The organism is Pseudobutyrivibrio sp. OR37 (genome assembly GCF_900113655.1).
Lineage (GTDB): Bacteria > Bacillota > Clostridia > Lachnospirales > Lachnospiraceae > Pseudobutyrivibrio.
Genome location: NZ_FOQF01000013.1, coordinates 58,350 through 73,982, shown reverse-complemented (window position 1 = coordinate 73,982; position 15,633 = coordinate 58,350). Strand labels below are relative to the sequence as shown.

5 protein-coding genes are annotated in these 15,633 nt (G+C 38.5%); all 5 read left to right on the top strand.

Features of this window, described 5'->3' with window-relative positions; genetic code table 11:
* Positions 1-2: 2 nt before the first annotated feature.
* The 5 genes from BM097_RS08215 to BM097_RS08200 all read left to right on the top strand — a co-directional run bounded on the left by BM097_RS08215 (position 3) and on the right by BM097_RS08200 (position 15,545).
* A complete protein-coding gene (locus BM097_RS08215; RefSeq protein ID WP_090547953.1) occupies positions 3-1,766 on the top strand; it encodes an ABC transporter ATP-binding protein in 1,764 nt (587 codons plus the stop codon).
* Positions 1,766-3,676: an ABC transporter ATP-binding protein gene (locus BM097_RS08210; RefSeq protein WP_090547951.1), complete on the top strand. Its 1,911-nt coding sequence runs from the start codon at positions 1,766-1,768 to the stop codon at positions 3,674-3,676. Before BM097_RS08215 ends, BM097_RS08210 begins: the two co-directional genes overlap by 1 nt.
* A gap of 172 nt (positions 3,677-3,848) precedes the next feature.
* Positions 3,849-4,013, top strand: a complete 165-nt coding sequence (locus BM097_RS16350) for a hypothetical protein (protein ID WP_155942254.1) — start codon at positions 3,849-3,851, stop codon at positions 4,011-4,013.
* A gap of 4 nt (positions 4,014-4,017) precedes the next feature.
* Positions 4,018-4,629 carry a Fic/DOC family protein gene (locus BM097_RS08205; protein ID WP_090547949.1) on the top strand — a complete coding sequence of 204 codons (612 nt, stop codon included), beginning with the start codon at positions 4,018-4,020 and terminating at the stop codon, positions 4,627-4,629.
* A 191-nt stretch (positions 4,630-4,820) separates the two neighbouring features.
* Positions 4,821-15,545 (top strand): fibronectin type III domain-containing protein, encoded by a 10,725-nt coding sequence (locus tag BM097_RS08200; RefSeq protein ID WP_090547947.1) that lies wholly within the window; start codon positions 4,821-4,823, stop codon positions 15,543-15,545.
* The last annotated feature ends 88 nt before the right edge of the window (positions 15,546-15,633 follow it).

Genomic DNA, 15,633 nt, shown 5'->3' with positions numbered 1-15,633 from the left:
GATTGGTAAAACGATTATTACAGGAAACAAAAGAGTACACCCTTTCGGCAATACTCACCCCTGTATTCATGATTCTCGAGGTTGCCATGGAAATGGTTATTCCACTTCTTATTGCAGACCTTGTAGATAAGGGTGTTGAAGCAGGAAACATGGGTGAGATTTACCGAATAGGTGGATATATGATTATCTGCGCGGTAATCGGTTTATTCGGAGGTATCATGGGAGCGGTGCTTGGTTCAAAAGCATCAGCAGGACTTGCTAAGAACCTTCGTAACAAGATGTTTGAAAACATCCAGACCTTCTCATTTGAAAACATTGATAAGTTTTCAACAGCAGGTCTGGTAACACGTCTTACAACAGATGTTACAAACGTGCAGAACGCTTTCATAATGGTATTAAGAATGGGCTTTAGAGCCCCAGTAACAGTTATTGTTGCCATGGTGCTTTCATTCAGAATTAATGCCCGACTTGCATCAAACTTCCTAATTGCAATGATCCTTATCCTTGCTTTTATGGGATTTGTAATGGTCAAGACTAGAAAGCTTTTTGAGACTTTATTTAGAAAATACGATGATTTGAATGCATCGGTGCAGGAAAATATCACAGGCATCAGAGTAGTTAAGGCATACGTTAGAGAAGCCTACGAAAAGTCAAAATTTACAACAGCCAGCCAGGGCATTTATAAGGCAGCCACATCTGCAGAAAAGATGATTGCTACAACAATGCCAATGATGAACTTAGTTGTATACGTATGTATCATCCTAATCAGCTGGTTCGGTGCCCACTTCATCGTTGTAGATGGCACACTTACAACTGGTGAGCTTGTATCATTGTTCTCATACTGCATGAACATTCTTATGTCACTTATGTTCTTCGCTATGATTTTCATCATGATTACAATGTCAGTAGCCAGCATCAAGCGTATCTACGAGGTACTTGAAGAAAAGACTACAATCACAAACGGAGAGAACCCAATCTATGAAGTACCAGACGGTTCAATCCAGTTCAAGGATGTAGTATTTGGTTATAACAAGACAGCTGAAAGACCAGTACTTGACCATATTAATCTTGAGATTAAGTCAGGTGAGACTATCGGAGTGCTTGGTGGAACAGGTTCAGCAAAATCAACACTTGTATCTATGATTTCACGTCTATATGATGTGGACGAAGGCGAGGTAATCGTTGGCGGCCACAATGTAAAGGATTATGATGTGGAGACCATCAGAAACCAGGTTTCTGTAGTGCTTCAGAACAACGTGCTTTTCTCTGGCACTATTGCTGAAAACCTTAGATGGGGCGATAAGAATGCCACAGATGAAGAAGTAAGACGTGCAGCAAAGCTTGCCTGCGCAGACGAATTCATCGAAAGGTTCCCAGACGGCTATGATACTTATATCGAGCAGGGCGGAACTAACGTATCTGGTGGACAGCGCCAGAGACTTTGTATCGCCAGAGCTCTTCTTAAGAAGCCAAGGATTCTTATCCTTGATGACTCAACATCTGCCGTTGATACAGCTACAGATGCAAGCATCAGACGTGCTTTCAGAGAAGAGATTCCAAATACAACAAAGCTTATTATTGCACAGCGTATTTCATCCGTTATGGATGCAGATAGAATCATCGTTATGGACGATGGAAAGCTTAATGATTTCGGTACTCATGAAGAGCTTATGGCTAGAAACGAAATCTACAAAGAAATCTTTGAGCAGCAGACAGGCGCCGGCAGCGGCGACTTCGATAAAGCAGAGGAAGGAGGCGAGGACTAATGCCTAGAGGACCACAACCAGGATCAGTACCAAAGCTGACAAAAGAACAGAAGGCCGCTAGACGTGGAGTGCTTGGCCGCCTTGTAAAATATGTGGGTGGAAGATATCCAATCCACCTTGTTGCAGTAATAATCTGCATTTTCCTTTCGGTAATATGTAATGCCAAGGGAACAGCATTTATGCAGCAGCTTATCGATTCCTACATTCTTCCAATGCTTGAAACTGGAAGCAAGGACTTTGGCCCACTTAAGGATGCCATCTTCCACTTGATTGGATATTATGCAGTAGGTATCGCAGCAACCTTCGCTTACAACTGGATTATGATTTTCGTAGGTCAGGGAACACTTAGAGACCTTCGTGATGAAATGTTTGAGAAGATGGAGGATTTACCAATCCGCTACTTCGATACACATGCCCACGGCGATATCATGTCTATCTACACAAACGATATTGATACACTCCGTCAGATGATTTCACAGTCATTCCCACAGATGTTTAACAGTGCAATCACTATCGTAACAGTATTTGTTTATATGCTACTTCTTTCGCCTACACTTACAGGCGTAACAATAGCGATGATTGCAGTAATCATCCTTATTACAAAGACACTTGCTGGTACATCAGGAAAGTATTTCCGCCAGCAGCAGAAGGCACTTGGTGCAGTAAACGGTAACATCGAAGAAATCATGAATGGTCAGAAGGTAGTTAAGGTATTCTGCCATGAAGAAGAAGCAATGGAGAAGTTCCAGGAGCTTAATGAGCAGCTTTACAACAATGCTTACAAGGCTAACAGACTTGCAAACTGCTTAGGACCAGTTAACGCTCAGATGGGTAACGTAAACTACGTAATCTGCGCGGTAGTAGGTGGAACACTTGCTCTTAACGGATGGACAGGCCTTACACTTGGTGCACTTGTATCATTCCTTCAGTTTACTCGTTCATTCATCATGCCTATCATGCAGGTATCACAGCAGTTCCAGTCTATCGTACTTGCAATGGCTGGTGCCGAGCGTGTATTCGGCCTTATTGACGAGAAGCCAGAGACAGATGAAGGCTACGTAATGCTTGTAAATGCCAAGGAGGAAAACGGTGAAATCGTTGAGTGCGAGGAGCACACAGGAATGTGGGCTTGGAAGCACTTCCACAAGGCAGAGGGCACAACAACATATGTGAAGCTTACTGGTGACATCGTATTTGATGATGTAGATTTTGCTTACAACCCTGATAAGACAGTACTTCACAACATCAAGCTGTTTGCAACACCAGGCCAGAAGATAGCCTTTGTTGGTGCAACAGGTGCAGGTAAGACCACAATCACAAACCTTATCAACAGATTCTATGACATCGCTGATGGTAAAATCAGATACGATGGAATCAACATTAACAAGATTAAGAAGGCAGATTTACGCCGTTCACTCGGTATCGTACTTCAGGATACACACCTGTTTACAGGTACTATCGCTGATAACATTCGATACGGAAAGCTGGATGCCACTGAAGAAGAGGTAATTGCAGCAGCAAAGCTTGCAAATGCAGATAGCTTTATCCGCAGATTGCCACAGGGCTACAATACAGTAATCAAGGGTGATGGCGGTAACCTTTCACAGGGACAGAGACAGCTGCTTGCCATTGCCAGAGCTGCCATCGCAGATCCACCAGTACTTATCCTTGACGAGGCTACATCATCTATCGATACTCGTACAGAAAAGATTGTACAGGATGGTATGGATAAGCTGATGCACGGACGTACAACCTTCGTAATTGCCCACAGACTTTCAACTATCAGAAACTCTGATTGCATCATGGTTCTTGACCAGGGACGCATTATAGAGCGTGGTAACCATGAGGAGCTGATTCAGGAAGGCGGTAAATACTACCAGTTATATACAGGAAAAATTCAGAATGCTTAAAATAAAGGTTGTAGTTGATAGAAATGTCAACTACAACCTTTTTGTGAACAAGGTTTTTTAGAAAACCATTATATGATATAATAAGCTTAAGTTTTTTGAAGGTAAATGTGGGTATATATAGGGGAAATGGTTAGATTATATGAAAATAATGACGATAAATAAGGAGAGACTAATGTCCACAGATGAGAAAATAGCCAGTGTCTCAGCATCATTTGCCATGGAGGATATGATTCTTACAGCTAAGGAACTAGAGAGAGGCAGAATGATTATAGAGAACGAGGTTGATGTAGAGGATGTGGTCCGTGAGATTACATCAAGGTATGTTTCAGTAGGATAAGCCTATGATGGATGAATATTACCGTTATGAGTACGAAGATAACGGCCAGTACTGTTATCCACACACTCATATCCTTAAAAACAAATTGGATATTCGCGATAAAGAGGAGCTCTTTAAGGTAGAACAGGAGCTTAGTTCAGCGCGTTATTTTGAAATCGTCAAGCGTCCTATACCTGGCGATTTTTCTTTACAGCATCTTCAGGCCATTCATCGCTATCTGTTTCAGGATATCTATGATTGGGCGGGGGAGATTCGCACAGTCGACATTTCAAAGGGCACCATTTTCTGCCTGACACAATTCATAGAAATCGAATTTAAAAAAGTGCAAGAGTGGATAATTCAGAATAATTATCTGCTGGATGTGGATGACAAGGAAGTTATGTCTAAAAGACTGGCTTACCTGATTGGTGAGATAAACATGATTCATCCATTTAGAGAGGGCAATGGCAGAGCCCAGCGTGTGTTTATAGAATATATTTGCAAAAACAGTCAGCACTTTGATATAGATTTTTCAAAAACCACTAAGAACGATATGATTCTTGCAAGCAAGGAAAGTGCTGTGCTTAACTATGAGCCTTTTGAAGAGCTTTTGTTTAAGTGTCTGGTAGAAATCTAAAGTTAAAATCTTATTGTTAAATTCATAGAAAATTCATATTTATAACGCCAGTTGTCTGTAAACTTAATAATGTTATTTTCCGATATTGATAATGTAGTGGAATGTCTATGTCTTTTTTTTGTATGCAAAATTCACTACAAAATCATTAGGAAAGACGTTAGAAAAGGGTTCTAACAAAGGGGAATTGGCCTATGAACAGCAGATTAAATTTCTTCAAAAGATTGACAGCATTTTTGCTGGCGATGTTGCTTGTGACATCAATGATGGGAGATGATTTCTTCTCCTTAGCTACAAGCGATGAAATAATTACGGAGGAAAGTGTGGACAGTACTGATGCCAGTGCAGAGCCAGAGGCTACACCTGCGCCTGAATCAGTGGATATGCCGGCAGAGCCACAGGCAGAGGATATAGCGGACGTGACAGAGGAGCAGCCAGCTGATGAAACAGAAGCTACTGATCCAGAAACACCGGCAGAGCCATCAGACCCACAGCCAGCAGTAGATGAAAACGGAAATCCAATAGAACAAAACGAGACTCCAGAAGAACCAAAGGAGTCTGTAGATGATGCCAATACCCCAAACCCTGAAAATATAGATAGTGAAGAAGTAACTGAAGAGGAAGAAGAAGTTATCGTAGAGGAAGCTGAAGAAGAGACAGAAGAAGATGAAGAATGTGAGCATGAGATGGAATACATCTCTAATGGTGATGGAACACATATCATCAGATGCTCAAAGTGTGGCGAGGAGCAAGGGACAGATTATTGTGATTTTGATGAAAACGGAGTATGCCGCCTTTGTGGATATGAGGATATGTCACTTACATATCAGAAATTTTCAAAGGAAATATTAGGAACAACTGTAACTGTAGAAGGTGAAATGCCAAGAAATGCTGACGTAACAATCTACTACGTTGGTAAGAAGGCAATGGAGAATATTGTTAATGATTATCTGGATGAAGGTGTGTTCAAAGCATATGCAGCCTACGACATCACTATTTATGACCGTCATGGAAACAAGTATCAACCAGATTATGACAATAATACTGTAAAGGTTACATTTGAATCTGTTAATAAGCTTGATGAGGTTCCAGATGAGGAAGTAACAGTATTCAGAATTGAAGATGACTACAGTGTAACGGAGATTGAAGCTGATGCATCAGGCGAGGATGTAAGCTTTGATGCTGAGCACTTTAGTACTTATGTTACAGGTCAAGTAGGTACCAGTGATTATGTTGAAATTTATGATTATAATCACGTGGCTTATATTGGAACTGCAGAAGCAGGTAAATATACTAGAGCATTATATGCAGGCTTCGATTTCTATGCAGATGCAATAGGTGATTATGTATTTACAGCACAATCCTATAAGAATTTGCGCCAAGGAGATGATCCTACAGATGGTACTTTAGCATCAGAATCAAATGGATCAGTTACAGTACATGCCGATAGCGTAGGATGGCAAAATGTAAGAATTCCGCTAAGGGAAAAGGTAACTGGAAATGGGTATGTATCAGGAGGATACAGCTATTCAGTTGTAGTAGCTTTTGAATCTTCCCCAAGTAACCATGTATATTTCAAATATAATAATGGAGATTCGACTACATACATTAGTAAGGGTGATATCTGGAGCGCAGAGACGGGGTATAATGGAATATTTCAAGTTGTGTCAGGTGATACTATCGAGGTAACTGATATTCCAAATGATTCTTACGAAATTGCATCAGTGAATTCAGAAAATAACAAGATGGCTTCAGCTAGTGAAGCAGTATATGCAATTGGTGAAACAGATACATTGACAGCTGTTCTTAATGAAGCTGCAGCTGAAAGAACTATAAATTGGACAGTAGAGCCTAGTTCCACAGATTTGGTAAGCATTGAATCAGTTTCATCAAATCCAATGGCAGTAAAGCTAAATGCATTAAAGCCAGGAATGGTAACACTGAAGGCTACATATAGGAATACAAATAAGACCAGCTCAGTTAATGTAACTGTACATATAGTGGATATAAAGCTCGGTGGGGATAGCAGTAAGGAAGGAGTAGTAAGTCATACTGAAAGCTACACAGGAACTGGAGTAGTTCCAGTAGTAGCAGTAAATACAACAGGAACTGGGGGAACTGTGTCTTCGTATTACTACGCAACAGACACAACAGTGAAATCTTCACCATATGGAACAGGTGTTACCAGCGTATCGTCACTTACATATCCATATACTATTAGTAGATGCGATGAATCTACCAATACAAACGTTGGTACGGCACACATAAATATCAAATACTACTATAACGCAAGTAAGACTTATTCTTATGATAGAGTATTTAAGATTAATCCATTAGATATTACGGATACAACTGCCTTTGCTGGAGCAGATTTTAGCATTGAAAATGGTGAAGTTAAAGATATTACAAAGATAAATACAAATAATGCTTTGCCTGCTACACCTGTGTTTAAAAATGGAGATATTACAGCTTCAATAGAGAAAACTGAATTTGCAACCGATGGAATAAAATACACATACAAGATTACAGGTCAGGGAAATTACACAGGTACAGTGAATGTTGAAAAAGTGATAAGGGGAAGTTCTATTGACCAGGTAGTCAGAGTCGAACTGAATCCAAATTCCCAGTTCTCAAAATACTATGAGTACACGGGAAAAGATTATGATTTAGATGCTCATTGTGATGCTAATGGCGATTGGAGCGATTTAATATTCTATGATATGCAAAATCAACCTCTTCCAGCAGGAACCATTAATAAAACCAATGCAACAGCTACAATTAATACAGTAGATACTACAGATAAAGATTCAAAAAATGCCGGATTAAAGGAGATTGTTGTTACTTTAAAGAGTGGATATACAGGTAGTATCAAAACACCAGGATTTAGAATTTATCCTAGATCATTAAGTGAGGCAAAAGTAAATTGGGTTAATAATACTGGTAAATTCAAATATACAGGAAACCCTATTGAGCCAAAGGAATGTAGCAAGGATTCAACTACAGATGGAGATTTCTATGTTACATTAAATACCACAGGTGATGCTGGGGATGATATTAGAATAGATAATACTAATAATCAGGAGTATACAATATCTTATCAACCAGCGCTGAATCATACTAATACAACTGATTCTCCATCCCTGGTGCTTAGAGCAGCAGGTAAGAATTTTGAGAGTGGTTCTTCATTATCAGCGGGATATACAATTGAGCCAGATTATGCACTAAACATGACCATCAGAATAATAGATGGTCAAATGTACAATGGCACAAATAAAGATAAGGATACAAATGGATATTATAAAACAGGTTACAATAGAACCTTTAATAAGACAGCGGATATTCCAACAATAAAGGTTCTTGTGGGAGGAAATACTTTATCTGAAAGTGATTACAAAATTGAAGTTGATGATGATACAAGCGAGCCAAATGATAGATCAGATATAACCTCTGCAGTAGGAACAAAGTATATCAAAGTAACAGCGAAAGCTGGTGGACAATATGCAGGCGGTGGCACAGTAACAGCTATATATAATGTTGTGCCAAGGACTATTAATGATGCAGCAATCAGGATAGATGATAGAACATCAACACGCGAAAAGATATTTGATAATAAAGATCAGCTGTTAGAAACGGCTTCTAACGGGAATGTTACAGACTATGATATTAAAGTAACATACGGTAGTGATTATCTTAGCTATGGAGACGATTATGAAATTGAGTATACAGGCGATAGGGTAAATGTTACTTCACAAGGCGTATCCTACAAGATTGTAGGTAAAGGTAATTACAGTGGATCTACATCTTCGAAGACCTATACCATCAAGCCTGCAACACTTGGCGCCACAGGAACAGCAACAGCTACTGTGGAGCCTAGTAGCTATGCATATAATGGGAAGCCTCAATATCCATCAGTAAATGTAAAAATCAGTAATAGTACATTTACAGAAAAATATATATATACAGAGGCTACGCTTGAGAGTGCAAACTTTAGCGTTAGTTATGATAACAATGTACAGCCATCAAAACCTAATAATCCGGCGACAGTAACAATTACTGGAAAGAATAATTTAACAGGAAGTGTTATAGTACCGTTTAATATTACAAGCAGTAGGGACGAATATCAGATTTCTATTAATGGAAAATCTGCAATTATTACAAAGGATGATTTTGTAAATACAGGAACAAGATATTATTATTGCGACCTTAATGCTACATATAACGGAACAAATAATTATGGTGCTCCTGTAGTAATCAATCCAGTAACAGGGGAAGTTCTTAACAAAAATGGTCGTAAGACAGATTATGGATATGGATATTACAATACAGATAAAGTAGGAGCTGAAGGTGAGTATTCTACATCTACATGGCCATATTTACGAATAACAGGTATAAATGCTTACAATGGAAATGATGCCATTGTTTACTTTAAGATTTTACGAGTAGATATCAGTAATTTTAATGACACTAATATTGTTTATACAAAGGATTTGGCTTTTAATCCTACAAATGTAGTCAGACCTACTTTTACAATTAAGTATGGAACCAGCACTTTGGTTGAAGGCCAGGATCAGGATTATGTAGTAACTTGCTGGGATGATAAAGCTCATAGTGTGCCTGCTACAACTAAAGCAGGTGTTAAATATGCTGTAATTGAGGGCAAAGGCAAATATACAGGTATAGTAGAAAGAGAATATACAGTTGGAACAAAGGTTAGTGAAGTATTGGTATCAATTCAAAGTGGTACATTTGATTCCACTGGAAATCCTGAAAATCTTACAGGCGATATTTGGCCTGTAAAGGTAAGCTTGGGCCAAAAAGGTAATTCTTTGGATAATCCACTGGAAATACCTTATAGAGGAAATCATGCACCTAAGGTTATCCTTTATTCAAAGGATGGCAATGAGAATTTAGAGGGTTCATTTACTATAAGTGATCGTTCACCTGAAAGCTCAATAGGTCTTGAAGGAGATTCATTGTATGATTCAAGAAGAGCTGGAAGTAAAGATGGCAATTATAATGTATTAAAGTATTCTGTAACTATGGATGGTAGTAAGGGCTATTATAGTGAAGACGGTAATAAGCCTATTGACATCTTTGTAAGAATTATGCCACAAAGTATCAAGCCTACAGAAGCTAGAATAAGTGAAACAGGTGATACTGCAACATCAATCGAATACAACGGAGGAGAATCAGAATATCATAAGGAATATAGATTTAGATATGGTAATGCAGACCAAAATTATCAGTTAGAAAAAGATAAGGATTTAGTAGGCTATCCAATAATGATTGGAAACGAAATCGGTTCTAATCTTAAGAAATATGTAGAAGGTGTTGGAAACTTTACAGATACTGTAGAATATACTATTTCGGTAAATAAGGGTTATGTTATTGTTAGTGGTAAGAAAGATACTAATACCCCTGACACCGATGCAAAATCAATTAATTCTAAAGAAACACAAACCCTTGATTTAGGAGCACTTTATACATACAAAGAAAATCAGGCACAGCTTCCTATACTTAAATTGACAGCAACAAATGGAACTAAGGAATTAATACTAGGCGAAGATTATGACATAGTAAGCTATCCAAGTATGGACGAGCAGATGGGTAAGGTGAAGCTAGATGAGAATCTTACTATTACCATAAAGACAAAGGGTGATAAGTATGTAGAACAGACAATAACTATCAACTATAAGATCGCCAGCAATAATATTAAAGAATTCTATGGAACGTTAAGTGATTTGGAATATACCGCAGAAAAAATAACCTTTGCAAGAATCAAAGCAGCTACGCTGACACTTGCTACAGCAAAAGGCGGCGATGAACTTGTATATGGAAGAGATTATGAACTGGTAGAATCATATGAAGAAACTCAAACTGAAGTCTTTAAAAATCAGTTTGGAGAGACAACATTTGACACAGCTATATGGTCAGATTCTAATCCTTCGTACCAGAATAACTACATCTTTGTAAAAGGTAAGGGTATTTACAGTGGATATTGCAAGATTCCGTTTAATATTGTGCTGAATTTAGGTCATGACTGGGCAAAGGTAACTATCGAAAACGAAAGATATGAATTAGATAGTCAGGGAAATCCATCTCCAGAAGTTAAGCCTATTATAAAATATAGAAAAATAGGTGGTACTGCTGGTACATGGACAGAGACTCTTGCTGCCCCTACAATTACTGAAAAGGCAGCAGACGGTGTAACTGATATAGTAAAGACGCTTACCAACTATACTATAACCCGTGATAGAGAGGGCAAACCAGGCCCTGATGGAAGCATAACTGTAGAAGGAAAGTATAACTGTGTAGGTAAAGCCACAAATGTAAAAGCGGACACAGGTAAGGTTGTATGCTTCTTAATTAGTCTTTCAAATTATGCAGACTTGAAGATAGCAGGAAATGGACAGTACATATATACCAATAATCCTGTAACCCCAACCATTAGAGGCCTAGGTGATATAGGTGCTAATCCTGCACCTATCACAATTGATGCAGACCAGACAATACATCGTCATGAAGAAGGAGATGATGTGGATTATGTTCTGTATTATGAAGGTATTGACGGTAAGTATACAGATGTGGCAAAAGCCGCTGGAAAGTGGAAAGCCCATATAGAGGCTACAGCGAACAGTAGATATTTCATGAGAAGTGGAACAGGAGATGAAGGAAAAACTCTTGAGTTCTATATTAAATATGATTTAACAAAAGCTATTGTTACATTTACAAATGCCTCTGTTGTTGACGGCGTACAGCAGGTGGGATATACAGGCAGTCCATATATTTTTGCAGACATCACAACTATTACTGATCAAGATGGTGAAACTCCAATATATCCAAAGGGGGCTACACCACTTGTGGAAATTGATCCTACAGCAAAGACAGATATGGGAAAATATACAGTAACGTTTTCAGCTAGTGCAGTAGGAGAGGATTACTGTACAGGAACAGGTGAGGCACAGTTCCGTATTTCAGGAATCAGCATAGCAGATGCAGCAATTACTTTGGATAATGACAGCTTCGAATATACCGGAAAGGCAATAACTCCAAAGGTAACAGTAAAGATTCAAAATGGTGCTATAACATTAACTGAAAATAAAGATTATAGTGTAACCTACAGGAACAATATAAAGGCTGGTACAGCAACAGTAATTGTAACAGGTATAAACAACTATTCTGGAACCAATGAGGATACTACATTTGTAATCAAAAAGAAGGCACTGAAGGATTGTCTAATATCCTTTGGAGATGCCTACTACATTGGTACAGGAAATGGTCTTGAAGTAGAGCCTACTGTAACTATTAAAAATGGTACTACGGAACTTAGAGAAGGTACAGATTATACTATAGTTGATTATACTAATAATAGCTCTATAGCAACTGCTGTAGCTATGGGTAATGATGACCCTAGAACCTGGAATAAAGACCTGATGCCAAAAGTTACTATAGAAGCTGTAAATAAAGGTAACTATACTGGCGAATATCAGGGAGAAACAGCAATATCTACAATATCGGTGCCATTTACTATTGAACGATTAAATGTAGAAACTAATAGTGAAGTAAAAATAGTAGATAAGCTGACTGACCACAATGATGTAGATGAAAATAAATTTGCAGCAGAGTTTACAGGTGCTAAGCAGGATGAGTATAGTGTGCTAAAGTTATCTGTTGTTCATAATGGCGTAGAAACTCCATTAGTAGGCAAAGCAGACGGAACAGGTGACTATACTGTTGAAATACTAGATTCCCCTGATGGTTCAAAAGAATTGAAAGCCATGGGTGATTATAAGCTGGTAGTAACAGGTCAGAATAACTGTGAGGGTGCAAGAATAATTGATTTTACAATTAAAGCACGTTCATTACCAAACAATTATCACTATTACTACACTAATACTAAGCCATCAACTGGCAAGCCTGGATTTGAAGGCACATGGAGACCATTAAAGGAATCTGATTTTACTACAGCAGCAGATTATAAGCCTGGCTTTATAACAACAGGTGGATTAGGTTCTGATACTTTGGAAATCCGCGTCTATGATTGTACAACTGTTAAGGAAGATGAAGATAATATTCCAGTAGTAACAATTATAGATAGGGGCCTTAAAGACCCTATTATTCCAACAAAGGATTATGAGCTACTAGAAGAAAGGGATTTCACATTATCTGTAAGAAATGCCCAGACAGCAGGAACTGCTGAATGGGTAAATAGGGCTACAGATGATAATCATGCATTAGTTGCAGCTACCTCTCCTGCAATAACCATTACAGGTCAGGGAGATTATACAGGTGAAATCACATTACCATACAACATCGGTAAGAATATTAATAATCAGGGACTGATAGTTCGATATAAAGTAACTGATAATTCAGGTGTTATTCATACATATGAGCGCTTAGAACAATATAGTAGCTATGATTCAACAGGTGCGGCCTGGTCGTATGACTACAATGGTCGTCCACAGGAGCCTACACCAGAGGTACTTTCTTCTGATAATAAGCGACTATCTAGCACAAAGGATTATAGTGTATCAATCACAGATGCCTTAGGAAATGAAGCTACATCAAGTAACGGTATCTCTACTAATGCTGGCTACAAATATGTAGTTATAACAGGTAAAGGCGACTACTGTGGAACCATGATTCAACGATATAGAATTCGCAGAAAAAAGATAGAAGCTGAACCTGTTATCGAGAATCTACAAACTATAGCAGCGCATGGAGATTACTTTACAACAGAAAAAGACCCTGTAGCTAAAAATAAAAAGGCTGATGGTTCATTTGAAGATAAGACAGTATTAAGCTTTAAGGTATCAGGATTGTCCAGATTAAATGAAGAAACTGCAAAGAAATACCTAAAGGCTCATAATTTAACAGATGATCAGGCTGTTAAATATGTTGATTACTACTATGGCATATATAGTGGAACACCAATACAGCCAACCATAGCAGTATATGATAATACTCTTGGAAGTGGTAATGGAATATCTCAGATTAGCAGCGGGGAAAATGGCGACTTAGAAATCACATATAACAATGATAATACCAAGACAATCTTTGGTGATAATGGTGACATTATAACCTGTGGTGAAGTTGTAATTACATTTAAAAATACAGGCGAAGGAGCTAATGATCCTACATCATCAGGTAATTATTACGTAGGTAGTGCATCTATTAAATATACTTTTAGATATATTATAGTGGCAAGAGATATCTCACAGGAGGATTTCGTTGCAGAATTTGCTGAAGGCTTGGATGAACCTCAGGATTACACGGGACGCGAGTTAACACCAGCAGTAAGAGTGACTAATGGTGGAGAGCCACTGGTACAGTATGATGAAAATACTGAGGAAGGTGACTTTAAGGTACAATATTTCGACAACGTTATACCAGGCCAGGCAAGGGTTGTTATAACTGGTGTAAACAACTACACAGGCACTAAGGAACTATACTTTGATATTATGGGTAATTTGAGTAATGAAGATCAGGTAGTGGCATACTATGAGGATTCTAATAAAAACCTGATTGCCGGAACGCCTAGACAGATATACACAGGTTCGGAAATAACATTTGGTAATCCAAGAATCTATCTGGTATTAGTAGCGACTGTAGATTACCCTAGAGATGTGGTACTTGAAGCAGGAACGGATTATAAATTCTCTGGTTCGGGAGAAACAGACAACTTTATATCTTATGGTAGTGTAATTTATTCAGGCGTTGAGTCTAGGTATTGGAAGGGTGATAGGACGGTACGATACGATATTGATTTTAACGAGAGTGAAATATACGTTAATAACAATGAAGGTGATTATAAGTATACTGGCTATCCAATAATTCCAAAGTTTACACTTAATGTATCCACAGCAAATATTACAGCCGTTGAATATTTTAAGGATAACATTAAGATTGACCCTAACAAGGCTGAGGATAAGCCTGCGTTTACTGATAAGGGAACAATCGAGGCTGTAATCACCTATGATGTTGGAAGACAGACAAACAACACAGCAAGAACCACCTACAATATCGTAGCCAGACCAATTGATGAATGTATTGTGGAATGGGATAGAGATTTCCACAGATATACAGGAGAGGCAGTGGAGCCAGGATTTGCTGTAAGCATTAAATCTAAAAATCTTCAGGATCCTGATAGTAGTGAGCAGATATATAAATTCAAGCTTTATGACGAAGAGACTAATACTGGAGACTACGAGGTTGATTACGGAAACAATGTATATAGTACAGCAGAAGATGATTGTGCAATCGTATTAAATGCAAACGCTGACAAGTTATCAGGTAATCTTACAGGCTCTAGAACCTGTCAATTTACAATTGGCCTGCAGAGTGTGGCAAACCTGCGTGTAATAGATAAGACAGGTGATTCATTAACTGTTAAGTGGGTTAAGGAATTGTTTTCAAAGGGCACTCAGCTTAAGGTAGAGGTTAAGCAGAGCGATGGTACATATAGAGCATATATGACCACAAGAATTGTTGGAAACACTAATGAGTACAAGCTAGAAGGTCTTAAGGGTAGCACTACATACAGGATTACTGCAAAGGCTTACGCTGAGCCAGAAGAGGGAGTAACAATCTATAGTGCACCAAAGGATGTGGAAGATACTACATCAGTGGAAACCTCATCTATTACTGCTACAAGAAGCGCAAGCGACCCTACAAAGGCAACAATTACACTGCCTACTGGCGGAAATGTATTGGTTTACTACATCTATCGTTCAACAGATACTACAAGCAAGGGAACACTTTGCGCGATAGTACCACGTGATACAGGAGCATATACTAATACAAACCTTAGCAGTGGAGTAACCTACTACTACTACGTAAAGGGCTATGCAATATCTGATGTAACAGGTAAGCTGGAGCCAGTTAACCAGTCAGAGTATGTTGAAGCCATTGTTAAATAATTAAAAGCCATATTATTTGGGAGGCTAAGAGCGAAAGCTCCTGGCCTCCCTTTTGCGGTTAAAATTAATTGTTCACAATATTTTCAAA

Coding starts and splice junctions, on each gene's coding strand:
- BM097_RS08210 (WP_090547951.1), top strand. CDS start 1,766: ATGCCTAGAGGACCACAACCAGGATCAGTACCAAAGCTGACAAAAGAA.
- BM097_RS16350 (WP_155942254.1), top strand. CDS start 3,849: ATGTCCACAGATGAGAAAATAGCCAGTGTCTCAGCATCATTTGCCATG.
- BM097_RS08205 (WP_090547949.1), top strand. CDS start 4,018: ATGATGGATGAATATTACCGTTATGAGTACGAAGATAACGGCCAGTAC.
- BM097_RS08200 (WP_090547947.1), top strand. CDS start 4,821: ATGAACAGCAGATTAAATTTCTTCAAAAGATTGACAGCATTTTTGCTG.